Source organism: Streptomyces sp. NPDC048196 (assembly GCF_040652715.1).
GTDB lineage: Bacteria > Actinomycetota > Actinomycetes > Streptomycetales > Streptomycetaceae > Streptomyces > Streptomyces siderophoricus.
On the sequence record NZ_JBEZMM010000033.1, the window covers coordinates 62,059 to 88,488 of the forward strand.

The following is a 26,430-nucleotide window of genomic DNA, read 5'->3' on the forward strand; positions in this document are numbered from 1 at the left end:
ACGGGACCGGGCTCAGACCCGGCACAGGATCTCGCCGTGCAGGATGCCGAACCAGCCGTCCTCCTCGGCGCCCCAGGCCCGCCAGGCCTCCGCGATCCGCCGCAGCTCGGCCGCTGTGGCGTGCCCGCCGTCCACCGCGATCCGGGCGTACGACGAGCTGACCGTGCGGTCCGCCCACAGTTCGCTCCACCAGGACCGCTCCTCCGGCGTCCGGTAGCACCAGGTGCCCGTGGTGGCGGTGATCGCCTCCGGTGCGAAGCCGGCCTGCCGGGCCCAGGCGTGCAGCCGGCGCCCGGCGTCCGGCTCGCCGCCGTTCGCCCGGGCCACCCGCAGATACAGCTGCCTCCAGTCGGCCATGCCGGGGACCTCCGGGTACCAGGTCATCGCCGAGTAGTCCGAATCGCGGACGGCGACGATCCCGCCCGGCCGGGTCACCCGGCGCATCTCCCGCAGCGCCTGCACGGGATCGCCCACGTGCTGCAGCACCTGATGGGCGTGCACCACGCAGAACGTGTCATCGGGGAAGTCCAGTGCGTGGACGTCGCCGACCACGAACCGGGTGTTGTCGGCCCCGCGCGCGGCCGCGGTGGCACGTGCCTGGTCCAGCACCTCCGGTGCCCGCTCCAGCCCGGTGACCTGGCCGTCCGGCACCAGCGCGGCCAGATCGGCGGTGATCGTGCCGGGGCCGCAGCCGATGTCCAGGACCTGCATGTGCGGCTTCAGTGAATCCAGCAGATATCCGGCCGAGTTGGCCGCGGTGCGCCAGGTGTGGGAGCGCAGTACGGACTCGTGGTGGCCGTGCGTGTAGACGGCGGACTCCTGCGGCATGGGGGCACTCCTTCGCATGCGTCGGTGTGCCACCCACGGTACGCGTCGATCTCGTATCTTGAGAGTCCCGTCTCAGGATGTGATCCGGTTGAACGTCCCGGCCCACCGGGTCGAGGTGCCGCTCAGTCGGGCAGCAGTCGATACACCGTCAGCGCCTCGCGCTCCTTCTCCAACGTCAACTCGCCGCCGGACATGGCCACTTCACCGTCGTACGCGACCGCCGCGGTCTCCCCGAGCCCGCCGATCCGCAGTCGCGGCAGCCGCGCCTCGCCGAGCACCGGCGAGCGGCGCGGCGTGCCCATCAGGGCCGCGGCGAGCAGCCGGGTGCGGGCCAGCCGGCCGCCGTGCACCACCCGTACGTCGAGCACCCCGTCGGCCAGGTCGTGCCGGCGCACCGGTGCGAAACCGAGCCCCCGGTACTGGCAGTTGCCCACGAACAGCAGCCAGACCGAGCGCCGTTCGCCGCCGATCCGCACCGACATCGGTTCCGCGGAGCGCAGCACCTCCCACGCCGCGAGCACCCCCGCCGGCCAGGCACCGATCCGGCCCGCCCAGTGCTCCCGGATCCGCACCAGCTCCGGATAGACGCCCACCGAAAAGGTGTTGAGGAAATAGCGCCCCTCCCGGTGCGGGCCGGTCCGGAAGCGCGCCAGGTCGACCGCGACCGCCTCCCCGCTCTGCACGGCCCGTGCCGCCTCCGCGAAGCTCTCGATCCCCAGGTCGTACGCGAAGTGGTTGGCGGTCCCGCCGGGCAGCACCGCCAGCGGCAGCCCGTGCCGCACCGCGACCGTCGCCGCGGCGTTGACCGTGCCGTCCCCGCCGACCACCCCCAGCGCGCCGCCCAGCTCCCGGGCCCGCTCCGCGGCGGCCTCCAGCGCCTCGTCCAGCGGCAGCTGTTCCGACCCGTCGCACACCACGACCTCGGCCTCCGGCAGCACCGCGTGCACCTCGGCGGCCCGGTCCGGGCGCTGGCCGGTGCGCTGCCCGGAGCCCGGGTTCGCCACCACCACCAGCCCCCGGCCGCCGGGCAGCGCGGGCGCCTCCGCGCGCGGCCGGGCCGGTGGCGCCAGCTGGGCGCGGGTCGGCACCAGGCCCCGTACCGCGAACGCCGCCCCCGCGCCCAGCGCGGCACCCGCCAGCACATCACCCGGATAGTGCACGCCCGTATAGATGCGGGAGAACGCCACGGAGACGGCGACCGGCGCCAGGGCCAGGCCCCACCACTTGTTCTCGAAGAACACCCCGGTCGTGAAGGCCGCCGCCGAGGCGGCGTGCCCGGACGGGAAGGAGGAGGTGAACGGCTGGCGGGTCAGCTGCCGTATCACCGGCACCGCGTCCAGCAGCGGCCGCTGCCGGCGCACCGAGCGCTTGCCGAGCGTGTTCACCGTGGCCGAGGCGACGGCCAGGGACGCCACCCCACGCAGCGCGGCCCGCCGCGCCGGCCGCCCGCCCAGGGCCACCGCGCCCGCCGCGAGCCCGAACCACAGCAGCCCGTGATCGGCGCTGCGGGTCAGCCGGGGCAGCACCCGCTGGGCCCCGGGCCACTCACGGGTGGCGATCAGGTGGAAGGTCCGCCGGTCGAGTCTGCTCAAGAGCGTTCGCATGCGGCACCTCCTACCCTCTCCCGCCCGGAACTGTGCTTCCATCATCCGGTGCTGAGGAGACGACGGGCCACCGACCTGGACGCCTGCACGGCCGTACTGGCCGAGGTGCACGCGCACAGCGGATATCCGCACCACTGGCCGGACGACCCGGCGCGCTGGCTGACCCCCGACGGACTGACCGCCGCCTGGGTCGCCCTGTCGGCCGGCCGGATCGTCGGCCACGGCGCGCTGTGCGGACGCGAGGTCAGCCGCCTCTACGTCGCCCCCGGCGCCCGCGGCGCGGGCCACGGCGGACGCCTGCTCGCCGCCGTCGAGGACGCCGCGTCGGCCCGCGGACTGCGCCCCGTACTGGAGGTGAAGGCCACCGACACCGCGGCCATCGCCCTCTACGAGCGGCGCGGATGGGTCCGCCGCGCCACCGGACAGCAGGACTGGGGAGCGGGGGAGCGGGTGACGGTGCACCGCTACGAGCGGGTGGGCGGCCCGGGCCATTAGGCCCCGTCGCTGACGTGTCGCCCCCGGGCGGCACCGGCGCGATCTGCGAAGGTGGACGGGGCCGCCCATCATGTGATGGGCCCACGATCGACCCGCCGTCGTGGAGTGGAGGTACGGATGCAGCGCGCCGCCCCCGATCCGCGGCCTGAGCCGGACCCGGACCCTCCGGTGGGCCTGCCGGTCCTCCCGGACCTCGCCGCGCACCTCGCCGCGGCCGCCGGCCGTACCGACGCCGAACCCCCCGGCGGCGGCGCCCCGCTGCGCTCCGCCGCCGCCGGCCACTGGGAACGCCGCGGCCTGGCCACCGGCCCCGGCCAGATCCTCGCCGCACCCGGGGCGACCCCGCTGCTGCTCGCGCTGTACGCCGCCGCCGACGGCGCCGTGGTCCTGCCCCGGCCCTGCTCCGAGTCGTACGCGCCGCCCGCCCGGCTGCTCGGCCGGGCGGTGCACCGGGCGCCGGTGCCCGCGGAGTCCGGCGGACTGCCCGACCCGTTCGCGCTGCTGGAGACCGTCCGCCGGGCCCGCGAGCACGGCGACCCCCCGCGGGTGCTGGTGCTCTCCGTCCCCGACGACCCGACCGGCACCTGCCCCGCGCCCGAGCAGCTGCACGAGGTGTGCGAGGCGGCGGCCGAGGAGGGCCTCTGGGTCCTCAGCGACGAGACCCGCCGCGACCTGCTGCACGAACCGCACGACACCGTGCTGCTCAGCCCCGCCGAGATGCTGCCCGGCGAGGTCGTGGTGATCACCGACCTGCGCGCCACCCTGCTGCCCGCCTCCTGGCCCGCCGCGCTGGCCCGCTTCCCGGACACCCGCCGGGGCGCCGAGCTGCGCACCGCGACCCTGGAGGTGCTCGGCGCGCTTCGCACCCCGCTGCCGGGACCGCTGGCCTGCGCCGTGACCCATGCGCTCGGCGAGCCCGACACCGTACGGGCCCGGACGGCCACCGTGGCCCGGATCCACGGCGTGCTCACCGCCGCCCTCCACCACGCCCTCACCGAGGCGGGCGCCGTCTGCCGGCCGCCGCGCGCCGGCAGCCACCTCTACGCCGACCTGGAGCCGTTGCGGCGCCCCCTCACCGCCCACGGCATCGTCGAATCCACCGCGCTGGAACGGGAGTTGGCGCCCTGGGCGGCGCGCGGCGGACACCGCTTCGGCGACGATCCGGGCGCGCTGCGGGTCCGGCTGGGCGCCGAGGCGCTGCTGGGCGCCGACCAGGAGCTGCGGCAACGCGTCCTGGACGCCCCCGACCCGCTGCAACTCCCGCACATCACCGAGGCGTTGACCGCCCTCACGCGTGCCCTGGCCGCGCTCACCTCCGCCGGGGACGGCTGATCCACCGGCCCGTGCGCGCCCCGACCCCGTTGTGAACCGCCCCGGTTCTGTCCACCGAATGGAGCCCCTCGATGACCGAACAGACCGAGCGCTCCCTCGCCGAGTCCGCCGACCACCGGGGCGGCACCGGCGCCGGACCGGGCGGGCAGGCGGACCCCGGCACCGCCCCGGCCACCGCCCCGGCACCGGTCACCGACACCCCGCCGCCCCTCGCCGAGCCCCGCCCGCTGGGCGAAACCCGCAGCTGGCCCCGGGACTTCACCGACCGGCTGACCGCCCCGCTGCCCGGCGTCCGCGCACTGGCCCGGATCGCCCGCGAGGGCAAACTGCGCCCGGCCCCCGAAACCCTCCGCGAGATCCAGCAGCTGCCGTTCGAGCCGGGCCCGCTGCCGGCCGCCGGCCCCACCACCCTCGCCCTCACCTGGGCCGGCCACGCCAGCTGGGTCATCCGGATCGCCGGGCTCACCCTCCTGACCGACCCGGTCTGGTCCCGCAAGATCCTCGGCACCCCGCCCCGGGTCACCCCCGTCGGCGTCCGCTGGGAGGACCTGCCACCGGTCGACGCCGTCCTCATCAGCCACAACCACTACGACCACCTCGACATCCCCACCCTCAAGCGGCTGCCCCGGCACACCCCGCTGCTGCTGCCCGCCGGCCTGGCCTGCTGGGCCCGCCGGCGCGGCTTCCGCCACGTCACCGACCTCGACTGGTGGGAGGCGGTCGAACTCCCCGCACCCGGCGGCCCGGTACGCCTCGACTTCGTCCCCGCCCACCACTGGAGCAAGCGCACCCTCACCGACACCTGCCGCTCCCTCTGGGGCGGCTGGCTGCTCACCGCCCCCGACGGACGGCGGGTCCACTTCGCCGGGGACACCGGCTACGGCCACTGGTTCGAGGAGATCGGCCGCCGCTACCCCGGCATCGACCTGTCCCTGCTGCCGATCGGCGCCTACGACCCGCGCTGGATGCTGCGCCCGGTGCACACCGACCCCGAGGAGGCGGTCCGGGCCTGCCAGGACCTGGGCGCCCGCGCCCTGGTGCCGATGCACTGGTCGACGTTCCTGCTCTCCGGCGAGCCGCCGCTGGAACCGCTGCGCAGGGTCCGCGCCGCCTGGGAGGCGACCGGCCGCCCCCGCGAGGACCTGTGGGACCTGCCCGTGGGAGCGTCCCGGGTGCTGGCGGAGCGCTGACCGGACGGTACGGCCGGGGCCGCGGTGGGACGGCTCCCACCACCGGCACGGTGCGGCGCCCGCCTTCGAGGAGCGGAGCGGCCCGCACGGCGCCCCCGTGGACGAAATACGGCCCGACGCCCCGCCCTCCGAAGGTTTTGCCGCGCCGGACCACCCTCCGCCGCACAAATCCCGCTGATTTGGGCCCCGGCCGGTCGATCACCGACCATTACCGTTGCTCGGTAACCCCGGGTGCACCGCGCACGACGAGAGGCCCACCACGCCATGCACGACCGGCACACCCGCCGCTTCGGTCTCGGGACCGCCACCTGCCTGGTGATGGGCAACATCATCGGCGGCGGAATCTTCCTCCTCCCGGCTTCCGTGGCCCCCTTCGGCACCGTCAGCCTGGTCGCCTTCGGCGTGCTCACCATCGGCGCGGTCGCCCTCGCCCTGGTCTTCGGCCGGCTCGCCGAGCGCCACCCGGACACCGGCGGGCCCTACGTCTACGCGCGCGAGGCGTTCGGCGACTTCGCCGGCTTCCTCTCGGCCTGGTCGTACTGGACGATGACCTGGGTCAGCAACGCCGCCCTCGCGGTCGCCGCGGTCGGCTATGTGCACGTCCTCGTCCCCGGCCACGCCTCCGCCGGCACCGACCTGCTGGTCGCGCTCGCCGCGCTCTGGCTCCCGGCCCTCGCCAACTTCGCCGGCACCCGCTACGTGGGCGCCGTCCAGATGGTCTCCACGGTCCTCAAGTTCGTCCCGCTGCTCTTCATCGCGGTCGTCGGACTGTTCTTCTTCGACCCGCACAACCTGGGCCCGTTCCACGCCGGCCACGGCAGCGCACTCGGCGGGATGTCCGCCGCCGCCGCGATCCTGCTCTACTCCTACGTCGGCGTGGAGTCCGCGGCGATGAGCGCCGGCGAGGTCCGCGACCCGGAGCGCAACGTCGGCCGGGCCACCGTCCTCGGCACCGTCGGCGCCGCCGTCGTCTACCTGCTGGGCACCCTCGCGGTCTTCGGGAGCGTCGCGCACACCAAGCTGGTGAACTCCACGGCGCCGTTCTCGGACGCGGTGAACGCGATGTTCGGCGGCCACTGGGGCGGCACCCTCGTCGCCGGCGCCGCCGTCGTCTCGATCATCGGCGCGCTCAACGGCTGGACGCTGATGAGCGCCCAGTCGCCGTACGCCGCCGCCAAGGACGGGCTCTTCCCCGCACCGTTCCTGGTCAAGCGCCGCGGCGTCCCCACCTTCGGCGTGCTCGCCGCGAGCCTCCTCGCCAGCGCGCTGACCGTCATCAACTACTTCCTCGGCACCGGCGGCGTCTTCCAGATCCTGGTGCTGATCACCACCTTCTCCGCCACCGTCCCCTACCTCCTCGCCGCCGGCGCGCAGGTCTACTTCCTCCTCACCGGCCGCCGCGACCGGGTCCGCCCGGCCCGCTTCGCCCGCGACCTGACCCTCGCGCTGGCCGCCTTCGGCTTCACCTTCTGGCTCGTCGCCGGCGCCGGCTACGCCGCGATCTACCAGGGCGTGCTGTTCCTCTTCGCCGGCATCCTCGTCTACGCCTGGATGGCCGCCCGCCGCACCACCCGGCAGGCCCCCACGGCCGACCAGACGGCCCCCGAGGACGACCACACGGACGACCAGGAGCCCGCGCGCCTTGCCGGGTGACCGCACCGGGGACAATGCCCCGGGCGCCCCGACGGAGAGGACAGCGTGATGCGGCTGCTGGTCACCGGTGCCGCCGGTTTCATCGGCTCGCACTACGTGCGCGCCCTGCTGGGCGGGGCGTACCCCGGCGCAGGCGACGTCCGGGTCACCGTGCTCGACAAGCTCACCTACGCCGGCAACCCGGCCAACCTCGCGCCGGTGCGCGACCATCCCGGCCTCACCTTCGTCCAGGGCGACATCTGCGACGGCCCGCTGCTCGCCGACCTGTTGCCCGGGCACGACGCGGTGCTCAACTTCGCCGCGGAGTCCCATGTCGACCGCTCCATAGAAGGCGCGGACGCCTTCGTCCGCACCAACGTGCTCGGCACCCACACCCTCCTGGAAGCGGTGCGCCGGACCGGCGTACCGCGCTTCGTCCAGATCTCCACCGACGAGGTGTACGGCTCCATCGAGGACGGGGCGTGGACCGAGGAGAGCCCGCTGCTGCCCAACTCGCCCTACGCGGCGACCAAGGCCGGTGCCGACCTCCTCGTCCGGTCCTACGCCCGCACCTACGGGCTGGACGCGAGCATCACCCGCTGCAGCAACAACTACGGGCCGTACCAGTACCCGGAGAAGGTCATCCCGCTGTTCGTGACCTCCCTGCTGTCCGGCGGGACCGTGCCGCTCTACGGCGACGGCCGGCACGTCCGCGACTGGCTGCACGTCGACGACCACTGCCGCGGCATCCACCTCGTACTGGAACGGGGCCGCCCCGGCGAGGTCTACCACATAGGCGGCGGCGAGGAACTCACCAATCTGCACCTGACCAAGCTGCTGCTGGACGCCTGCGGCGCCGGCCCGGACCGGATCCGCCACGTCGCCGACCGGCCCGGCCACGACCGCCGCTACGCCCTCGACGACCGCAAGCTGCGCGCGCTGGGCTACGCCCCCCAGGTGCCGTTCCGCACCGGACTGCTGCGCACCGTCGCCTGGTACCGCGACAACCCCGGCTGGTGGCAGCCGCTGCGCGTCCCGCACCCCCGCTGACGAGGGCCATTACCTCCGACGTCATCGACCCCGGCCGCGTCGCCCGGCAAGCTGAGGGCATCGGTTCACGGGCCGGCGCACTCCGGCCCGTGAACCGCGATCCCCCCATGATTTCGACGTGACGAGGAGCAGATCATGACGGAGCAGCAGCGGTACGCGGACGCGGTGGCACGGTACTTCGAGGCGTGGAACGCGACCGAGGAGGAGGCGCTCGGGAAGGCCGTCGCCGCGGCCTTCGACGAGCAGGCCACCTACACCGACCCGCTGGCCGACGTGGCCGGCCACGACGGGCTGGCGGCGGTGATCGCCGGGGCCCACGCGCAGTTCCCGGGGTTCGTCTTCCGGCAGCTGGGGGACGTGGACGGGCACCACGACGTGGTGCGGTTCGGCTGGGAGCTGGTGGCGCCGGACGGCACGGCACCGGTCGCCGGCTTCGACGTGGCGCGACTGACCGACGACGGCCGGATCCGCACCGTGGCGGGGTTCCTGGACCGGGTGCCCGCCATGTGACGGGCGGGCCCGTTATCCGGCCTGCTCACGCAGATAGGTGACCGTTTCCGGGTCGGCGGGGAGGAACGTCTCCACCGCGAGTTCGGAAACGGTCACATCCATCGGGGTGTTGAACGTGGCGATGGTCGAGATGAAGGACAGCACCCGGCCGTCGTGCTCGATCATCATCGGCAGGGCGAACGGCGCATGATCGCCGAAGGACGCCCGCTCACGGCCGCCCGGCGGCAGCGGATAGCCGCTCACCTCCTCGTAGAGCGCACGCAGCGGCGCGGACCGCATCAGGGCCAGCTGGCGCTCCATCTGGCCGAGCAGATGCTCGCGCCACTCCAGGAAGTTGCGGATGCGGGGCGCCAGGCCCTCCGGGTGCAGGGTGATCCGCATGGCGTTCAGCGGCGGTGCGAGGAGGGCCGGATCGACGTCCGACAGCAGCATGGTGATGCCGCGGTTCGCCGCCTGGACGGTGTAGAGCCCGTCGACCACCAGCGCCGGGAACGGCTCGTAGCCGGTCAGCAGCCGTTCCAGACCGGAGCGCAGGGCATCCATGGCGGGGTCGTCCAGCGGGGTCTCGGGGAAGGTGGGGGCATAGCCGGCGGCGATCAGCAGCGCATTGCGCTCGCGTACGGGTACGTCGAGGTGTTCGGCCAGGCGGAGGACCATCTCCTGGCTCGGGCGGGAGCGGCCGGTCTCGATGAAGCTGATGTGCCGGGCGGAGGAGTCGGCGCGCAGCGCCAGCTCCAGCTGGCTGATCCGGCGCCGGTCACGCCATTCGCGCAGCAGCGCGCCCACCCCTGTGCTCGTCTCCGGCGGGGCCGGCGCCGCAACAGTCGTCATGGCGATGACGGTAATCGATCGGCGGCCCGACGTACGATCGAATTGTCAGGAACCGTCGAGGCGCGGAGGTGACGGGACGTCACCGCGCCGGGCGGCGGCAGGACGACACCGGTGAGAGGGGAACGCGATGGGCGCCCAGGTGGAACCGCTCGGTGAGAAGGAGATCGAGGAACGGCTCGCGGAGCTGCCGGGCTGGTCCGTCGAGGACGACCGGCTGCACCGCGGCTACCACTTCCCAGGACACCTCCCGGCGGCCGTGATGGTCATGCACATCGCCCGCATCCAGGAGGAGTTGGACCACCACGCCGATCTCACGCTGGGCTACAACCGGCTGACCGTCGCGGTGAACACCCACAGCATCGGCGGCAAGGTCACCGACCTCGACTTCGGACTGGCCCGCCGCATCGAGGAGATCGCCGGGGCACACGGCGCGCACTGACCGGTGCGGCGCCCGCCCGCCCCGCCGGGCGGGCCGCGCTCAGTCGCCCGAGCGCGGCTTCACCACCCGGCCCGCCCGGGCCAGCTCCACGTTGAACTGCGCGCCCGACAGCAACGACAGATGCGAGAACCACAGCCAGATCAGGAACACCACCGGCCCCGCCAGTGAGCCGTAGAGCCGGTTGAAGGTGCCGACGCAGTCGACGTAGACGGCGAAGCCCGCGGACGACACCAGCCACAGCAGCACCGCGACCACGCCGCCGGGCGCCGCCCGCCGCACCCCGCGCGAACTCGGCGGCCCGGACCGGAAGAGCACCATGGCCAGCACGGCCGCCAGGATCAGCAGCAGCGGCCACTTCAGCACGTTCCAGGTGGCCTCACCGGCATCGCCCAGCCCCAGCGCCCGGCCCGCCCAGGCCGCGATCGGCCCGCTCACCAGCAGCGCCACCGCACTGCTGATCAGCAGCGCCATCAGCAGCAGCGCGGTGGCCAGGATGCGCGGCGCCTTGCGCCACGGCGGCCGGTCGTCCTTCGTCCGGTGCATGGCGTGCAGCGCCCGGCGGAACACCGCCAGATAGCTGCACGACGACCACAGCGCGCTGACCAGCGCACCGCCCACCACCACCCACGCCGCGGTGCGCTGCTGCGCCATGGTGGCCAGCGCGCGGTGCACGGTCCCGCCCGACCCGGCCGGCGCCAGCGAACTGATCTGCTCGACGAGCTGCTCGGTGGCGGCCGGATCGGCCAGGCCGATCAGGGACACCGTGACGATCAGCGACGGCAGCAGCGCCAGCACCGAGTAGTACGTCAGGCTCGCCGCCCAGTCCGTGACGTCGTCGTGCCACACCGACAGCGGTGTCCGGCGCAGCGCGGTGCGGCACTGGGCCCAGGTGGGACGGGTGGCCGGCTGCCGCGGCCCGGCCGCCCCCAGGGCCCGGTCCAGCAGTGTCCGGTCCATCCCGCGACGCGTCCCGGTGTCGCCCATGTCGTCATCCGTCCTCTCCGTCGGTACGTCCTGCATCATCCCCCGGCGGCGGGACCGCCCACGCCACGGTGATCTGCGCCCGCGGTGCGCCGGCCGGCGACGTTCCCGCCCGTACCGCTACTCCTGCCCGCGTGCGCGCCGGAACCGCAGTGCCGCGTCCGCCAGGTCCACCAGCGGCTCCGGGTAGTCGAGCGCGGCACGCTCGGGCCCCCTCAGCCGCCACGGCCGGTGCACCGAGGGCCCGTCCAGGCCCGCCAACTCGGGGACCCACCGCCGCACATATTCACCCTCCGGGTCGAACCGCCCGGCCTGTACGAGCGGGTTGAGGAGACGATTGGGCCGGGTGTCGGTCCCGGTCCCCGCCATCCACTGCCAGTTCAGCTGGTTGTTGGCCACGTCACCGTCCACCAGCAGGTCCAGGAAGTGCCGGGCGCCCACCCGCCAGTCCACGTACAGCGTCTTGGTCAGGAAGCCGGCCACCAGCATGCGGGCCCGGTTGTGCATCCATCCCTCGTGCCGCAACTGCCGCATCCCCGCGTCGACCACCGGGAACCCGGTCCGGCCGGCCTTCCAGGCCGCCACCTCCGCGTCCGCCCGCCGCCACCGGTCGCCCCGGGAACGGTAGTCGGCGGCCGCCGCGTCCGGGCGGGCGGCCAGTACCTGGTGGTGGAAGTCCCGCCAGGCCAGCTGCCGTACGAAGGCCTCAGGTCCGGCCCCGGCAGTCCCGGACGCCTTGTGCACCAGCTCCACCGGCGAGAGGCAGCCGAAGTGCAGATACGGCGACAGCCGCGAGGTGGCATCGCCCGCGAGGTCGTCGTGCCGCTCCTCGTAAGCGGCGAGACCGGACCGCTGCCAGGACGCGAACCGGCGGCGGCCGGCCCGCTCGCCGCCCTCCGGTAGCGCCGGCGACGGCCGGCCGCCCGGGCACAGCTCCACCGCCGACGGCACCGCCCCGGACCGCACCCCCTCCGGCACCGGCACCGACCGCGGTGCCGGCAGCACCGCCCGCAGCTTCTCGGCCCGCCAGCGCCGCAAGTACGGCGTGAAGACCGCGAAGTGGTCCCGGCCCGGCCCGGCGGGCAGCACCGCACCCGGCGGTACGGCGGTGATCACCGCGTCGTGGACGACCAGCGCCCGCCCCTCACCGGCCAGCGCCGCGGCCAACCGCCGCTCCCTGCGCTGCGCGTAGCCGCTCACCCCGGCCGCCAGATGCACCTCCCCGGCCCCGGCCTCCGCCGCGACCCGGCAGGTCTCGGCCACCACATCGCCCGTACGGAGGACCAGCCGGCCGCCCCGTTCGCGCAGCTGCGCATCGAGGTCCGCCAGCGCCCCGGCCAGGAAAGCGGCCCGGTTGGGCACCGCGAACCCGGCCCGCGCGATGCCGGAATCGACCACGAACAGCGGCACCACCCGCGCCGCGGCGCGCAACGCGGCCCGCAGCACCGGCTGGTCGTGCACCCGCAGATCGGAACTGAACAGACAGATCGCCACATCCATGGCCCCTCTCTACACCGGGCCGCGGCAGGATCAGGCGAACGGCAGGCCCCGCCACGGCGAGGACGGATCCTGGGTGAGCACCCGGTGCAGATGCACCGTCTCCGCGTACGCGGCACCGAACCAGCCGTTGTCGAAGGCCAGCACCCGGCCCAGCGCGTACCCCGCGGCGAACTCCTCCCACGAGCCGTACACCTCCGCGGCCCGTGCCCCGGCGCGCTGGACCGCCTGCTCGGCCTGCGGCGGCGCGCACAGCCGGGCGCCCAGGCCCCACCGGGCCAGGGCCACGGCATGGGCGAGGTCCAGCGCCACCACGGACACCACCGCACCGCCGGCCGGCAGCAGCCCGTCCGCGCGGAACCGCTCCTCGTACCGGGCCACCAGCTCGGGCAGGTGGGGCGCCGCGTCGTCGGTGGCCGGCGCCGCGTCCGCCGCGTCCGCGGTGCGCCGGTCCGCCCGGGCGCGCAGCGCCGCCTCGGCGTCCGCCGGCGCAAACCGGCCCGCCAGCAGCTGCTCCAGGCGCTGCTGCCAGCCCACCGGATCGGTCACCGACCACTGCTCGCGCAACGTGCCGGCGTCCGTCGCGGAGTCGAGGAACGCCGTCCCCAGCTCGTTCCAGGGCACGCTGTGATGCACCGACAGCGGCGCGCCGCACGCCAGCCCCTGCGCCACCGGCCCGTGCAGCGGACCGCCGAAGTGCGTGACCAGCAGCCCGCCCGGCCGCACCCCGACCTGGGAGCGGATCCGCAGCCAGCCGGCCCGGTGGGCGGGCGTGGCGGCCAGGTACGCGGCGCACGGCGTGCCGGGGTCGACCGCCAGCCGCCACTTGTCGTTCGGCCAGTCCTGCGCCAGCTCCTCCAGCGACACCCGGTCGAAGAGCTGCTGCGGCTGCCACGGCGGCAGCATGCCCCGGGTCAGGACGGGGATGCACTTCCCGCCCACCGCAGGGTCGTCGTAGACGGGGAGCGGGTCCTGGCCCTGCTGAGGGGCCGCCAGATACAGGTCCTCGCCGGCGATCGCGGCGACCTGTCCGTCCCCGTCACCACGCGCCGTCGCTTCGTACAGCCGCCGCTCGGTGTCCGTCGGCGGCATCCATCCCGGAGTTGCCACGGCCCCGACCCTACGAGCACCGCCGCGCGCCGCGGACTTCGGGGTTGCCGGCCCGGCAAGACCGCTTGCGGCCGCCGCCCGGCGGCCCGGCCGCGGTCGTCCGGTTGCGGTCGTCAGCCCTGGTTCAGCGGATTCGGCGTGATCACGGCGAAGGTGGCGCCCTGCGGGTCCGTCACCACGGCCATCCGGCCGGCCATCATGTCGAACGGCTGCTGGAGCGCCGCGCCGCCGGCCGCGGTCACCTTCGCCACCGTCCGGTCGGTGTCCGCCACCGAGAAGTACGGCAGCCAGTGCGAGGGCGTGTCGGGCGCCATCTGCTCGGACATCGGCTGCATACCGCCCACGGCACGGTCCTTCACCTTGAGCGCGTAGTAGTTGTCGGCGCCTTGCAGGGGGACGTTCTCGATGCCCAGCGCGGCCCGGTAGAAGGCCGCCGCGGCGGAGCTATCGGTGGTGTTGAGCTCGTTCCAGATCAGCGCGCCGTGCTCGTTGACGATGCCCGCGCCGGGGAAGTCGACGGCCTGCCAGACACCGAACACCGCCCCCGTCGGGTCGGCCGCGATGCACATCCGGCCGAGCGACATCACGTCCGTGACGGGCATCAGGATCGTGCCGCCGGCCTTGCTGACCGCCTCCGAGGCGGTGTCCGCGTCGTCGGCCGCGAGATAGGTGGTCCACACCGTCGGCGGCGGGGGCTGGTTGTCCATCGCGAGCGCGGCCATGATGCCGGCCACCGGCCTGCCCTTCAGCTGGCACACCGCGTAACCGCCGGTCTCGGGGGGCCCGATCTCACCGGTCCAGCCGAAGACGCTCGCATAGAAATCGATGGCGGCCTGCTGGTCGGGGGCCGCGAGGTCGACCCAGCAGGGGGTCCCGGGCTGATAGGGAGAGGTGACGTCGGGCATCGTGGCCTCCTCGGGGGCAGGGGCGGGCCGGGCCGCGCGAACCGCCCGCCGGGTGCGCCCGGGGACGCCGCACGCTCCACCCTCCACACTTCCTGCCGTCCGCCGACCCCGCCACTCGGGCCGGAGGGCCCATGGCACGGCGCCGCCCGGTGGTCCGGGCGGCGCCGTGCGCGCGGCAATCAGGCCATGTCGAACGTGGCCGGGTCCGGGCCGAGGCGGCTGCCGGTCTCCAGGCCGGCCAGCGCCGCGAAGTCGTCACCGTCCAGCTCGAAGCCGAACACGTCGATGTTCTCGACGATCCGCGAGGGCGTGACGGACTTCGGGATGACGACATTGCCGATCTGGACGTGCCAGCGCAGCACCACCTGGGCGGGCGTCCTGCCGTGCTTGGCGGCGATCCGGCCGATCGTCGGGTCGTCGAGGAGGCCCCGGCCCTGGCCGAGCGGCGACCAGGCCTCGGTCGCGATGCCGTGCCGGACGTGGAAGGCGCGGGACTCCTCCTGCTGGAGGTGCGGATGCAGCTCGATCTGATTGACGGCCGGGACGACGGAGGTCTCGCCCAGCAGCCGCTGCAGGTGCTCGGGGAGGAAGTTCGAGACACCGATGGCCTTGGCGCGGCCGTCGGCGAGGATCCTCTCCAGCGCCTGGTAGGTCTCGATGTAGAGGCCCTTGGCCGGGACCGGCCAGTGGATGAGGTAGAGGTCCACGTACTCCAGGCCGAGCTTGGTCAGCGAGGCGTCGAAGGCGTGGAGCGCCGCGTCGTAGCCATGACCGGAGTTCCACAGCTTGGTCGTGACGAACAGCTCTTCCCGGGGAATGCCCGAGGCGGCGAGCGCCTTGCCCGTGCCCTCTTCGTTGCCGTAGGCCGCCGCGGTGTCGATGCTGCGGTAGCCGGCGGCCAGGGCCTGTCCCACGGCGGTGAACGCCTGGTCGTCCTCGACCTGCCAGACGCCGTACCCGAGCTGCGGCATGGCGATGCCGTTGTTGAGCGTGATGGACGGAACCTTGCTCACGGGGGGATCGGTCCTTATGTCGACGTTCGTGTTCCGGATGGTTCAACGATCATCCGCCCCGGCACATTCCCGCGCACGCCGGCGGTGAGTTCGCCGAGGGTGAAGCCGCCCGCGCAGAGCACCACCACCCCGGCGAACAGGTCCAGCGCGCCCACCAGGCCGGGCAGCCCGCCGGAAACCGCCGGCGCGCCGGGGGAGAGGCCGTCGGCGATCGCCCGGCCGAGCCACAGACAGCCGCCGCAGGCGAACGCCGAGGCACTGCCCGTCCACGCCAGGGCGAGCGGCACCCGCACCGGCAGCCGGGGCCGGAGCCGCGGGAGGACCAGGAGCAGCAGCCCGGCCGCGCCGGCGAGCGAGAGCAGACCCTGCGACCAGTCCGACGCGGCGCTCAGCACCGTACCCCCGTCCGCGTCACCCGCCGGCACCCCGAGCGTCGAGCCGGCGCCCCACAGCACCTGCACACCGCCCAGTACGGCGAGCAGCACCGCCGCCGGCACCAGGAAGATCCGCTGCAGCGCCCGGCTGCCGGTGTCCGGCAGCGCGTCCACCGGGCGCCGCAGCAGACCGCCCCACCGCTGGTGCGCGTACACCGCGAAGGCACCGAGCAGGGTCACGCCCTCCACGAGGAAGCCGCCGTAGACCACCCCGCAGACCCAGGGCGCGAGGAAGTCCCCGGCCGCCATCGGGTTGGGCCGGCCCGTCAGGAGACCCGCGACGCTGCCGCCCACCACGCCCGTGACCAGAGGCACCAGCAGCCCGGAGGCCATCCACAGCGGGAAGGCCAGCAGCCAGGCGGGGGCGCGCCGGCCGCCCGGGCGGGCCAGGGTGTGCGCCACCGACGCCGCGACCGCGTCGAGCAGGAAGGTGAAGAGGTTGGCCGCGAACCAGGCGGCGCGGCCGATGCGGTGGGTGTCGACCACGCCGACGTCGAAGCCCAGCACCCACAGCAGTTTGAGCGTCAGATAGGGCAGGCAGGCGACGACCGCGATCCGGCCGAGGACGGTGAGACGGCGAGAGTCCATGCAGCGGAGTCTGCTGCGCCGCCGGCCCGCGATCCTCGTGCCCGGGACCGATCCGGCTCCGCCGCACGGGGGAGCCCGCCCACCGCCCCGGGCCGGGCCGGTACCTCCGGCCCCGCACGCCTCACCCCTTGTACAGCGCGTCCACCTCCACCGAGTACGCCGTCTCGATCGCCTTGCGCTTGAGCTTCAGCGACGGCGTCAGCAGCCCGTGCTCCTCGGTGAACTGGTGGGCCAGTATCCGGAACGTACGGATCGACTCGGCCTGCGAGACCAGCGTGTTGGCGGCCACCACGGCGCGCCGGATCTCGGTCTCCAGGTCCGGGTCGCGCACCAGGTCCGACGGCGGCATCTCCGGCTTGCCGCGCATGGCCAGCCAGTGCGCGACGGCCTCCGGATCGAGGGTGACCAGCGCGGCGATGAACGGCCGGTCGTTGCCGACGACGATGCACTGGGCGACCAGCGGATGCGCCCGCACCCGCTCCTCCAGGGACACCGGCGAGACCGTCTTGCCACCGGAGGTGACCAGCACCTCCTTCTTCCGGCCGGTGATCGTCAGATAGCCGTCCTCGTCGAGCGCGCCCAGGTCACCGGTGGCGAACCAGCCGTCGTGCAGCACCGCGTCGGTCGCCTTGGGGTCGTTGTGGTAGCCGTGGAAGATCTGCCCGCCGTACAGCCAGATCTCACCGTCCTCCGCGATGTGCACGGTCGTGCCGGGGACGGGCGTGCCGACGGTGCCGAAGCGGGTCCGCTCGGGCGGGTTGGCGGTGGCCGCCGCGGTGCTCTCGGTCAGGCCGTAGCCCTCGAAGATCCGCACGCCCGCGCCGGCGAAGAACAGCCCCAGCCGGCGCCCCATCGCCGAACCGCCGGACATCGCGTGCCGCACCCGGCCGCCCATCGCCGTACGGACCTTGCTGTAGACCAGCTTGTCGAAGAGCTGGTGCTGCATCCGCAGGGAGGCGCTGGGCCCCGAGCCGGTGCCGAACGCCTTGTTCTCCTGCGCCTCGGCGTAACGGACCGCGATCTCCACGGCCTTGTCGAACGGGCCGACCTTGCCCTCCGCCTCGGCCTTCCGCCGGGCCGCGGCGAAGACCTTCTCGAAGATGTACGGCACCGCCAGGATGAACGTCGGCCGGAAGGTCTGCAGGTCGGGCAGGAGCGCCCGGGCCGCCAGCTCGGGCTGGTGGCCCAGCTTGACCCGGCCGCGGACCGCGGCGACCTGCACCATCCGCCCGAAGACGTGCGCCAGCGGCAGGAACAGCAGGGTCGCCGCCTCGTCGTTCGGCTTCGAGGTGAAGACCGTCTCGTAGCGCATGACGATGTTGTCGGACTCGGCCATGAAATTGGCGTGGGTGATCACACAGCCCTTGGGACGGCCGGTGGTGCCCGAGGTGTAGATGAGCGTCGCGGTGGCGTCCGGGGTGACCGCCATCCGGTGGCGGTGCACCACGTCGTCGTCGATGTGCGCACCGGCCGCGGTCAGCTCGGCGACCGGGTCGGCGTCCAGCTGCCACAGCTTGCGCAGCTGCGGAAGCCGGTCGATGACCGAGCCGACGGTCATCGCGTGGTCCTCGTGCTCCACCAGGCACGCCGAGACGCCCGCGTTGTGCAGCATCCAGAAGACCTGCTCGGCGGAGGACGTCGGATACAGCGGGACGGACTGGACGCCGATCGACCACAGCGCGAAGTCGAACAGGGTCCACTCATAGCGCGTACGGGACATGATGCCGACCCGGTCGCCGAACCGGACGCCCTGCGCGAGCAGGCCCTTGGCCAGCGCGATCACCTCGTCCCGGAACTGGGCGGCGGTGACGTCCTGCCAGTTCCCCGCGTCGTCCTTGCGGGCCAGCGCGACGCGTCCGGGATCGGCCTCGGCGTTGTCGTACACGGCATCCGCCAGCCCGCCGACCCGGGGCGCGGTCGCCAGAGGGGGGACGGTGAACTCGCGCAATGACCTAGCTCCTCGTGGTGTTGCTCACAAGGCCGCGACCGTACCCCACGGGGGCGTCATCCGGCAGGTGCCTACCACGGCGCGAAGCCGTCCCCGCGGGAACGCGCCAAGAGGAGAAAACGGATGACTTCGGAGAAGCAGGGACACGATCCGGGCTGTTCAACGCCGGACGATCACGACGCCGGGACCATATCTGCACCAAATCTCTGCACCTGACACCGGATCACACGCTCTGGTCGCGGAACATCCGTGGTCACGCCCGCTACGGAAGCTGCAGCCGGTCGCCGCCGGCCAGGATCGCTTCGGCCAGTGCCTCCGCCGGGCCCCGGGCCGCGCGATCGCGCCGCCCATGGAGAAGAGCGAAATCCACGCCGCCCAGTTCCGGCAGACCCGACCGTGGCTGAATCTGCACCAGACCTGGCGGGATCATGCCCTTGGTATGTGCCATAACGCCCAGACCTGCCCGGGTTGCGGCGATCAGTCCGTTGAGGCTTCCGCTGGTACAGGCGATCCGCCACTCCCGGCCCTGCCGCTCCAGCGCCTCCAGCGCCCGGGCCCGGGTGACCGCGGGCGGCGGGAAGACCACCAGCGGAACCGGCCGCTGCGGATCCAGCCGCAGCCGCTCGGCACCCACCCACACCAGCCGGTCGCGCCACACCAGCCGGCCGCGGCTCTCCTCCGGACGTCGTTTGGCGAGCACCAGATCCAGCCGCCCGGCCGCCAGCAGCTCGTGCAGCGTGCCCGACAGCTCCACGGTCAGCTCCAGATCGACCTCGGGGTGGTCCCGCCGGAACCCTTCGAGGACCTCCGGCAGCCTGGTCAGCACGAAGTCCTCCGACGCCCCGAACCGCAGCCGGCCGCGCAGCCGGGTCCCAGCGAAGAAGCTCGCGGCCCGCTCGTTCGCCTCCAGGATCGTGCGCGCGAAACCGAGCATCGCCTCGCCGTCCTCGGTCAGCTCCACACCATGGGTGTCCCGGACGAACAACCGCCGCCCGGCCGCCTCCTCCAGCTTCCGCACGTGCTGGCTCGCGGTGGACTGCCGCAGCCCGAGCCGCTGCGCGGCCTGCGTGAAGCTGAGCGTCTGCGCCACCGCAAGGAAGGTGCGCAGCTGCACGGGCTCGAACATGACACCTCCAGGGGGCGTGGGGCGGCCGACGCGTGGGGCGGCCGTCGCCGACGGTCATGGGCCCGGCCGTCGCGAGGCCCTCGTGATGCATGCACCACCGCGATCCATGGCCCATCGCGATCCATGATGACAGTTACCACGGTAAGAGGGCTTCCCGATCGCCGCCCGGCCCGGCACCCTGGGCAGCGCACCGCCCGTCGCCCGCCGGACCACCGAAGAGAGACCATGCGCCACCCTTTGCCCAAGCCGCCCTCCTGGCTGCCCGTGGACGGCTACATCCTGGCGCTGGTCGGCACCGTCGCCCTGGCCGCACTGCTGCCCGCCCGCGGACCGGCCGCCACGGTCGCCGAGGGCGCCTCCACGGGAGCCGTCGCGCTGCTCTTCTTCCTCTACGGCGCCCGGCTCTCCACCCGCGAGGCGATGGCCGGCCTGCGCCACTGGCGGCTCCACCTGACCGTCCTGGCCTGCACCTTCGCCGTCTTCCCGGCGCTCGGCCTGGCCGCCCGCGGCCTCGTCCCGTACGTCCTGCCGCCCGCCCTCTACACCGGGCTGCTGTTCCTGTGCCTGGTCCCCTCGACGGTCCAGTCGTCGATCGCCTTCACCTCCCTCGCCCGCGGCAACGTCGCGGCCGCGATCTGCGCCGGCTCCTTCTCCAGCCTCGTCGGCATCGTCGTCACCCCGCTGCTCGCCGGGCTGGTGCTGCACGGCAGCGGCGGCGGGTTCTCGGCCGGCTCGCTGGTCACGATCGTCTGCCAGCTGCTGCTCCCGTTCCTGGCCGGGCAATTCCTGCGCCGCTGGATCGGGCCGTTCCTCACCCGCCACAAGAAGGCCCTCGGCCACGTGGACCGCGGCTCGATACTGCTCGTCGTCTACAGCGCCTTCAGCACCGGGATGGTCCAGGGCATCTGGCACCAGGTCTCACCGCTGCGGCTGCTGTGCCTGCTGGGCGTGGAGGCCGTGCTGCTCGCGGTGATGCTGACCGGGACGTCGTACGGGTCGCGCCGGCTCGGCTTCGGCCGCGCGGACCGCATCGCGATCACCTTCGCCGGGTCCAAGAAGAGCCTGGCGGCCGGGCTGCCGATGGCCAGCGTGCTGTTCGGCGCCCAGGCCGGCCTGGCGGTGCTGCCGCTGATGCTCTTCCACCAGATGCAGCTGATGGTGTGTGCCGTGCTGGCCCGGCGCTGGGGCGCAGACGGAACAGCAAACGCAGACGCAGCCGCGGCGGCGGGACCGGAGCCGCGGCGGGAGGGCGACGACCCCGCCGCGGCGGCCGGCGGCGGGAGTTACCTGCCCGGCCCGCTGCCCCGGTCCAACGACAGCCCCAGCACCAGCGGCGCGCTCACCGGGGCGTCGTCCTCGCGGACGCCGGACAGCTCCGCGTCGGTCAGCGCCCGGCGGTAGACCCGCACCTCGTCCAGCGCGCCGGTGAACTGCGCACGGGCGTCCGGCTTCTGCCCGAGGTGGACGCCGAAGACCGACCCGCGGCTGACCGACCCCGGAACGTCGGGCACGACGGTGGTCTCGGTGCCGTCGACGGTGAGCAGCAGCCGGCCCCCGGTGCGGCGCAGCGCCAGATGGTGCCAGTCACCGTCGTTGTAGGCGCCGTTGGTGACGGCCTGGGCGGTGGCGGCCGTCCCGGCGCCGTCGACCGCGGTGAGCCGGGCGACGATCCTGCCGTGCACCGGATCGCCCTCCAGCGCGACCTGGGGCGCCCTGGTGCCCACCCCGCCCATCCACAGCAGCGGCTGCTCCCCGCTCCCGGCCTCGTAGCGGAACCACAGGCTGCAGGTGAAGTCGTGCGTGCCCAGCGGGAGGGAGGTGCGGAACGGGAGGCGTACGGCGTCGTCCTTGCCGTCGAAGTCGAGCGCCCCGCCGAACCGGCCGTCGGTACGGCGCGGACCGCCGAGGACGAGCGCGGGCCGGGCGCCGGGGGCGGTGTCGCGGGTCGTGGGGTCGGGACCGCGGCGCGGGCCGAGCCACTCCTCGGTGAAGCGGACGAACCGGATCTCGTCCCGGGCGTCGACCCGGCCGCCCTCGTACATCAAGCCGGTGACCTCGGGGGAGACGGCGACCAGGTCCGAGTAGCCGGACCAGTCGGTGGTGACCCGGGCGCCCCGGTCGGCGCCCTCCCACGTGCGGCCCTCGTCCCAGGAGGAGCGGATGGTCATGGTCCGGCGGCGGTCGGGATCGGCGGGCGCGGCGAAGAGGGTGCGGCTGCGGCCGCCGGCGGCGGACGAGTGCGGCAGGCGCAGCGCGGAGGCCTGCACCATCGGCGTATAGAGGTCGGGGAGGGCGCGGAACGGGGCGCTGAAGGAGCCGCCGCCGTCGCGGCTGACCGCCCACGTCCGATGTCCCAGGTCGGTGCCGTCCTGTTCGCGACCGTTGACGTAGATCGCGCCGTCGGAACGTTCCAGCAGCGTCATCTCCGAAGGCTTCTGCCGGAACGTCCCGTCCGCGGCGATCGGCCAGGTGTCGAGCGCCCCGACCTTCCAGGTGTCCCCGCCGTCGTCGCTGTGGACCAGGGCGGCGTGGTTGGCGGTGACCCGATTGCCCGCGTAACTCTCGGCGTTGATGCCGAGGACCAGCCGGCCCGCGTGCCGCCCGCGGGTGAGCTGGATGCCGTGCACGGGGCCGGTGGCGTACCAGGAATTCCACCGCGCGGGCCGGATGTCGGACGTCAGATCACGGGGCGCGGACCAGGTGGCGCCGTCGTCGTCGCTGTACTGGAGGTGCGGGGTGCGGTCACAGGGCACATCGCAGCTGAGGCCGTCCGTCCGGCCCTTGTTGTACGTCTCGGCGAGCACGATGCGGCCGGTACGGCGGTCCACGACGGGCGCCGGGTTGCCGTGGGTGTCGCCGCCGCCGCGATTGACGACCTGGAGCGGACCCCAGGTGCGGCCGCCGTCGGTGGAGCGCTTGAGGACCAGGTCGATGTCGCCGGAGTCGCCGCAGTCGTGCCGCCGGCCCTCGGCGAAGGCGAGCAGAGTGCCATGGGTGGACCTGACCACGGCCGGTATCCGGAAGCAGAAGTAGCCCTGTTCCTGGGCGGCCTTGAAGAGGACCTGCTGCTCGAAGCCGCCGGCCGGCGGCACGACTGCGGCGGCGCCGGGCACGTCCGACGCCGCGTCGGGTGCCGCCTGGGCGGGGGAGTTCGGCAGGAGGGTGAGGGCTGCGGCGGTCAGCGCGGAGAGCAGGAGGGCGGCGCGGCGGCGCCTGGATCTGCGGCGGGGGCTGGGGTGTGCGCGGAGAACTGACGTCATGGTCCGGCCTGCCCTTCGAGGGATCGGCGGTCGGGTCATCAGGACATCCCACGTCCTATGTGCATCCCTGACGGAAGCTACTGCCGCGTGCGGACCGCGACAAGGAGGTGCGACGGTACTCCGCGCCCCAACCGGAATTCACCCACCCGGCCGCACCCGCCCCGCCCTCCCGGCCGCACCCGCCCCGCCCTCCCGGGCCGTACTTCTCCCGCCCTCCCGGGCTGTACTCCTCCCGCCCTCCCGGGCCGTACTTCTCCCGCCCTCCCGGGCTGTACTCCTCCCGCCCTCCCGGCCCTGCGATGTCGCTGGTCGCCGGTCGCCGGTGCTCACGGCCGCAGCACGACCTTGCCGAGGTTGGTCCGGCCCTCGATGATCTCGTGCGCCTTCGCGGCGTCCGCCAGCGGGAGTTCGGCATGGACCGCCACCCGCAGCCGCCCGGAACCGGCCAGTTCCCACAGCTGTTCGCGGTGGCGTTCGTACCGCTCCCGGTGGACGGTGGCGAACCGGCGCATGGTCAGCCCGATGACGGTCTTCGAACCGGCCAGCAACTCGTACGCCGGGACGGTCCCGCCACCGGAGTTGAAGAAGACCAGCCGGCCGCCCTCGGCCACCGCCGCCAGTGCCCGCGGCAGCACCTCTCCGCCCACCCCGTCCAGCACCACGTCGACCGGCTCGCCCCAGGACTCCTGGTCGTACGTCACCACCTCGTCGGCACCCAGGTCGTACAGGAACTCCGCCTTGGCGGCCGAACCGACGGCGGCCACCACCCGCGGCACGCCCTGCAACTTGGCGAGTTGGACGGCGAGGTGCCCGGTGCCGCTGGCCGCGCCCGTGATCAGCACCGACTCGGTGCCCCGCGGGTCCGCGGTGCTGAGCGCGGCGAGCGCGACATGGCCGCTGCGCACCAGCGCCACCGCGTCCACCGCGCTCGCACCGTCCGGTATCCGGCTCGCCAGGAAGGCGGGCGCCAGGGCGAGTTCGGTGTACGAGCCGGTGAGCGTGAGCGAGGTGACGCGGTCGCCGACGGCGAAGCCGGTGACGTCCGGGCCGAGCGCGACGACCTCGCCGGCGATCTCCCCGCCGGGCATCGAAGGAAGCGGATCGCCGCCGCCCTTGCCGTCACCGCGGACCCGCCGCACGGACGGCAGGGTGACGCCGATCGCCTCGGTGCGGACCAGGAGTTCACCGGGGCCGGGCACCGGCGCCTCGGCCTCCTCGACGCGCAGGACCTCGGGACCGCCGTAGGAATGGAATCGGACTCGGCGCATGGGCCGGCACCTCCAGGAAGAGTCGGCCGACGGGCGCCGGCCGGTGTCATTGGGTGCCCCAACGATAACCACAAACCATTGGTTCTGCCAATGGTTTTTCGTTGGTCCTCCCCATGGAATTCGCTACGGTGGTCCCATGTCCCACGACGAGACCCCCTACGCCCCCAGCCGTATCCGCGCCCTCCCCAGCTGGCTGCTGGGCCGCGCCGCGGCCCGCGGCCACCGACTGGTCGCCGACGCCCTCGCCACCGAGGGCATGCGGATGATGCACCACGCCGTGCTGTCGGCGGTCGACGAGCTCGGCCCGGTCTCCCAGGCGGAACTCGGCCGGACCGTCGGCATCGACCCCAAGGACATGGTCGCGCTGGTCAACGACCTGCAGAAAGACGGACTGGTCACCCGCACCCCCGACCCCAAGGACCGCCGCAAGAACGCCGTGGAGATCTCCACCGCCGGCAAACAGCGGCTTCGCCGCACCCAGCAGCTCGGCGACCAGGCCAACGCGGAACTCACCGCGGCCCTGACCCCCGACGAACGCGCCCAGCTGATCACCCTGCTCGGCAAGATCGCCCTGCCGGACCGGTGATCGGCCCCGACGGCCACCGGCTCACGCACCGACCCGCGCCCCTCGCCGGGACCCCAGCCAGCCACCCGGTCTCGGCCCGTCGCCCGGTCTCGGCCGGCCACCCGGTCTCGGCCCGTCGCCCGGTCTCGGCCCGCCGCCCGGTCTCGGCCCGCCGCCCGGTCTCAGCTCGTCGCGGCCGTCGCGGGCAGGGCGAGGCGGTGCTCACCCGCGTACACGTTCATCGACGCACCGCGCAGAAAGCCCACCAGGGTCAGACCCGTCTCCGCCGCCAGGTCCACGGCCAGCGACGACGGGGCCGAGACCGCGGCCAGGACCGGAATCCCCGCCATCACGGCCTTCTGCGCCAGCTCGAACGACGCCCGGCCGGAAACCAGCAGAACCGTCCGGGAGAGCGGCAGTTGCCCGTTCTGCAGGGCACGGCCGATCAGCTTGTCGACGGCGTTGTGCCGCCCCACGTCCTCCCGTATGTCGAGCAGTTCGCCGTCCTCGGTGAACAGGGCCGCCGCATGGAGCCCCCCGGTCCGGTCGAAGACCCGCTGGGCCGCCCGCAGCCGGTCGGGCAGTCCCGCCAGCAGCTCCGGCTCCAGCCGCAGCGGCGGGGCGTCATCGATCGTCCAGCGGGCCGTCGTACGCACCGCGTCGAGGCTCGCCTTGCCGCACAGTCCGCAGGACGAGGTCGTGTAGACGTTCCGCTCAAGGGTGATGTCGGGGACCGTCACACCCGGCGCGGTCTTCACGTCCACCACGTTGTACGTGTTCGCCCCGTCCGCCGTCGCACCCGCGCAGTACAGGATGTTCTGCAGATCACCGGCGCCGCCCAGCACCCCCTCGCTGACCAGGAACCCGGCCGCCAGTGCGAAGTCGTCGCCCGGGGTGCGCATGGTGATCGCCAGCGGCTTCCCGTTCAGCCGGATCTCCAGTGGTTCCTCGGCGACGAGAGTGTCCGGCCGGGTGGAGACCGCCCCGTCCCGGATGCGGATGACCTTTCGTCGCTCCGTGACTCGTCCCATGTCGTCCTCAGTCCCGGTTCGGTATGTGCTGGTGGCCGAAGCGCTTCACGACCTCATTGTCCTGCACGTACGGACCGACCTCGCATCCGAGACCGCCCGGCCGCCGCGGCGGACACCCGGCGGCGACTACGGCCGGCAACGACCTACATGGTCCGATCCGCGAGACCGCACCCGGCTGCCACCCCTCAGCCGGGTAATGTGCAGGTGATCACCAGCGGAGTACCGAGCGACGCACCGGAACGACCACGGATGGCGAGAGGCACATGAGCGAAGGGACACCGGCGGCCGGCGAAGCGGCCACCGTCGCCGACCAGGCGGCCCGTGAGCAACTGCGCTATCTGCGCGGCAGCATCGACAACCTCGACGCCGCGCTGGTGCATCTGCTCGCCGAGCGTTTCAAGTGCACCCAGCAGGTCGGTGAACTCAAGGCCCGGCACAGCCTGCCGCCCGCCGACCCGGCCCGCGAGGCGGCGCAGATCGAGCGCCTCCGCCGCCTGGCCGAGGACGCCCGGCTGGACCCGGCGTTCGCGGAGAAGTTCCTCAACTTCATCATCGACGAAGTGGTCCGCCACCATAAGGCCATCGCCAAACAGAACAACCGCTGACGGTGCTTGGCTGGCCTCCCACGTACCTGGCTGTCCCGCCGTGGGGGTTGCTCGCCGTTGCGCGCTTTGCGGCGCCTCCCACGTAGCCGTCTTTCCCGCCGCGGGGCTTGCTCGCCGTTGCGCTTTGCGGCGCCCCGCACGTACCTGTCTGTCCCGCCGCAGGTCGTCTGTCGTTGCGCTTTGCGGCC

General features: G+C 73.6%; 24 protein-coding genes. 10 read left to right on the top strand and 14 right to left on the bottom strand.

Features of this window, described 5'->3' with window-relative positions; translation table 11 throughout:
• Positions 1 to 12 precede the first annotated feature (12 nt).
• Both AB0E02_RS27200 and AB0E02_RS27205 read right to left on the bottom strand, forming a co-directional pair.
• Entirely contained in the window at positions 13 to 828 is an 816-nt protein-coding gene (locus tag AB0E02_RS27200) for a methyltransferase domain-containing protein (protein WP_362143462.1), read from the bottom strand.
• 122 nt (positions 829 to 950) lie between these two features.
• Positions 951 to 2,432: a diacylglycerol kinase family protein gene (locus tag AB0E02_RS27205; RefSeq protein WP_362143464.1), complete on the bottom strand. Its 1,482-nt coding sequence runs from the start codon at positions 2,430 to 2,432 to the stop codon at positions 951 to 953.
• A 48-nt stretch (positions 2,433 to 2,480) separates the two neighbouring features.
• Here AB0E02_RS27205 and AB0E02_RS27210 point away from each other — a divergent pair, with 48 nt between their 5' ends.
• The 6 genes from AB0E02_RS27210 (at position 2,481) to AB0E02_RS27235 (ending at position 8,641) form a co-directional block, all read left to right on the top strand.
• Positions 2,481 to 2,927, top strand: a complete 447-nt coding sequence (locus AB0E02_RS27210) for a GNAT family N-acetyltransferase (RefSeq protein WP_362143466.1) — start codon at positions 2,481 to 2,483, stop codon at positions 2,925 to 2,927.
• A 117-nt stretch (positions 2,928 to 3,044) separates the two neighbouring features.
• A complete protein-coding gene (locus AB0E02_RS27215; protein ID WP_362143469.1) occupies positions 3,045 to 4,259 on the top strand; it encodes an aminotransferase class I/II-fold pyridoxal phosphate-dependent enzyme in 1,215 nt (404 codons plus the stop codon).
• Positions 4,260 to 4,330: 71 nt separating this feature from the next.
• Positions 4,331 to 5,449 (top strand): MBL fold metallo-hydrolase, encoded by a 1,119-nt coding sequence (locus tag AB0E02_RS27220; protein ID WP_362143471.1) that lies wholly within the window; start codon positions 4,331 to 4,333, stop codon positions 5,447 to 5,449.
• 264 nt (positions 5,450 to 5,713) lie between these two features.
• Entirely contained in the window at positions 5,714 to 7,102 is a 1,389-nt protein-coding gene (locus tag AB0E02_RS27225) for an amino acid permease (protein WP_362143473.1), read from the top strand.
• Between the two features lie 48 nt (positions 7,103 to 7,150).
• A complete protein-coding gene (rfbB, locus tag AB0E02_RS27230; protein ID WP_362143475.1) occupies positions 7,151 to 8,131 on the top strand; it encodes a dTDP-glucose 4,6-dehydratase in 981 nt (326 codons plus the stop codon).
• 135 nt (positions 8,132 to 8,266) lie between these two features.
• Positions 8,267 to 8,641 (top strand): nuclear transport factor 2 family protein, encoded by a 375-nt coding sequence (locus AB0E02_RS27235; protein WP_362143478.1) that lies wholly within the window; start codon positions 8,267 to 8,269, stop codon positions 8,639 to 8,641.
• A 12-nt stretch (positions 8,642 to 8,653) separates the two neighbouring features.
• Here AB0E02_RS27235 and AB0E02_RS27240 read toward each other — a convergent pair whose 3' ends face one another.
• Positions 8,654 to 9,472, bottom strand: a complete 819-nt coding sequence (locus tag AB0E02_RS27240) for a helix-turn-helix transcriptional regulator (protein WP_362143481.1) — start codon at positions 9,470 to 9,472, stop codon at positions 8,654 to 8,656.
• A 127-nt stretch (positions 9,473 to 9,599) separates the two neighbouring features.
• Between AB0E02_RS27240 and AB0E02_RS27245 the strand changes: the two genes are divergently transcribed.
• The gene (locus AB0E02_RS27245) at positions 9,600 to 9,911 is read left to right on the top strand and encodes a 4a-hydroxytetrahydrobiopterin dehydratase (RefSeq protein WP_362143484.1); all 312 of its coding nucleotides are present in this window, start codon (positions 9,600 to 9,602) and stop codon (positions 9,909 to 9,911) included.
• Between the two features lie 39 nt (positions 9,912 to 9,950).
• Here AB0E02_RS27245 and AB0E02_RS27250 read toward each other — a convergent pair whose 3' ends face one another.
• From AB0E02_RS27250 to AB0E02_RS27285, 8 genes are all read right to left on the bottom strand, one after another.
• A complete protein-coding gene (locus AB0E02_RS27250; protein WP_362143487.1) occupies positions 9,951 to 10,895 on the bottom strand; it encodes a YihY/virulence factor BrkB family protein in 945 nt (314 codons plus the stop codon).
• A gap of 117 nt (positions 10,896 to 11,012) precedes the next feature.
• Positions 11,013 to 12,392 carry a deoxyribodipyrimidine photo-lyase gene (locus AB0E02_RS27255; RefSeq protein ID WP_362143490.1) on the bottom strand — a complete coding sequence of 460 codons (1,380 nt, stop codon included), beginning with the start codon at positions 12,390 to 12,392 and terminating at the stop codon, positions 11,013 to 11,015.
• 30 nt (positions 12,393 to 12,422) lie between these two features.
• Positions 12,423 to 13,499, bottom strand: a complete 1,077-nt coding sequence (locus AB0E02_RS27260; RefSeq protein ID WP_362143494.1) for a DUF1266 domain-containing protein — start codon at positions 13,497 to 13,499, stop codon at positions 12,423 to 12,425.
• 113 nt (positions 13,500 to 13,612) lie between these two features.
• Complete coding sequence (locus tag AB0E02_RS27265) at positions 13,613 to 14,404, bottom strand: VOC family protein (RefSeq protein WP_362143497.1); 792 nt, start codon at positions 14,402 to 14,404, stop codon at positions 13,613 to 13,615.
• Between the two features lie 179 nt (positions 14,405 to 14,583).
• Entirely contained in the window at positions 14,584 to 15,417 is an 834-nt protein-coding gene (locus AB0E02_RS27270) for an aldo/keto reductase (RefSeq protein ID WP_362143499.1), read from the bottom strand.
• Positions 15,418 to 15,431: 14 nt separating this feature from the next.
• Complete coding sequence (locus AB0E02_RS27275) at positions 15,432 to 16,439, bottom strand: hypothetical protein (protein WP_362143502.1); 1,008 nt, start codon at positions 16,437 to 16,439, stop codon at positions 15,432 to 15,434.
• A gap of 121 nt (positions 16,440 to 16,560) precedes the next feature.
• Positions 16,561 to 18,387 carry an AMP-binding protein gene (locus AB0E02_RS27280; RefSeq protein WP_362143505.1) on the bottom strand — a complete coding sequence of 609 codons (1,827 nt, stop codon included), beginning with the start codon at positions 18,385 to 18,387 and terminating at the stop codon, positions 16,561 to 16,563.
• A 262-nt stretch (positions 18,388 to 18,649) separates the two neighbouring features.
• Positions 18,650 to 19,513 carry a LysR substrate-binding domain-containing protein gene (locus AB0E02_RS27285; RefSeq protein ID WP_201804937.1) on the bottom strand — a complete coding sequence of 288 codons (864 nt, stop codon included), beginning with the start codon at positions 19,511 to 19,513 and terminating at the stop codon, positions 18,650 to 18,652.
• Positions 19,514 to 19,738: 225 nt separating this feature from the next.
• Here AB0E02_RS27285 and AB0E02_RS27290 point away from each other — a divergent pair, with 225 nt between their 5' ends.
• Entirely contained in the window at positions 19,739 to 20,914 is a 1,176-nt protein-coding gene (locus AB0E02_RS27290; RefSeq protein ID WP_362143509.1) for a bile acid:sodium symporter family protein, read from the top strand.
• Here the strand turns inward: AB0E02_RS27290 and AB0E02_RS27295 are convergent.
• Both AB0E02_RS27295 and AB0E02_RS27300 read right to left on the bottom strand, forming a co-directional pair.
• A complete protein-coding gene (locus tag AB0E02_RS27295; protein ID WP_362143512.1) occupies positions 20,797 to 22,773 on the bottom strand; it encodes a sialidase family protein in 1,977 nt (658 codons plus the stop codon). The genes AB0E02_RS27290 and AB0E02_RS27295 overlap by 118 nt on opposite strands.
• Positions 22,774 to 23,099: 326 nt before the next feature.
• Complete coding sequence (locus AB0E02_RS27300; protein WP_362143515.1) at positions 23,100 to 24,041, bottom strand: zinc-binding dehydrogenase; 942 nt, start codon at positions 24,039 to 24,041, stop codon at positions 23,100 to 23,102.
• Positions 24,042 to 24,177: 136 nt separating this feature from the next.
• Between AB0E02_RS27300 and AB0E02_RS27305 the strand changes: the two genes are divergently transcribed.
• A complete protein-coding gene (locus tag AB0E02_RS27305; protein ID WP_362143518.1) occupies positions 24,178 to 24,627 on the top strand; it encodes a MarR family winged helix-turn-helix transcriptional regulator in 450 nt (149 codons plus the stop codon).
• A 161-nt stretch (positions 24,628 to 24,788) separates the two neighbouring features.
• Here the strand turns inward: AB0E02_RS27305 and fdhD are convergent, their stop codons facing one another.
• Positions 24,789 to 25,637 (bottom strand): formate dehydrogenase accessory sulfurtransferase FdhD, encoded by an 849-nt coding sequence (gene fdhD / locus AB0E02_RS27310; RefSeq protein ID WP_362143521.1) that lies wholly within the window; start codon positions 25,635 to 25,637, stop codon positions 24,789 to 24,791.
• Positions 25,638 to 25,900: 263 nt separating this feature from the next.
• On the opposite strand from fdhD, the gene AB0E02_RS27315 reads away from it, so the two are divergent.
• Positions 25,901 to 26,242 carry a chorismate mutase gene (locus AB0E02_RS27315; RefSeq protein WP_030412914.1) on the top strand — a complete coding sequence of 114 codons (342 nt, stop codon included), beginning with the start codon at positions 25,901 to 25,903 and terminating at the stop codon, positions 26,240 to 26,242.
• The last annotated feature ends 188 nt before the right edge of the window (positions 26,243 to 26,430 follow it).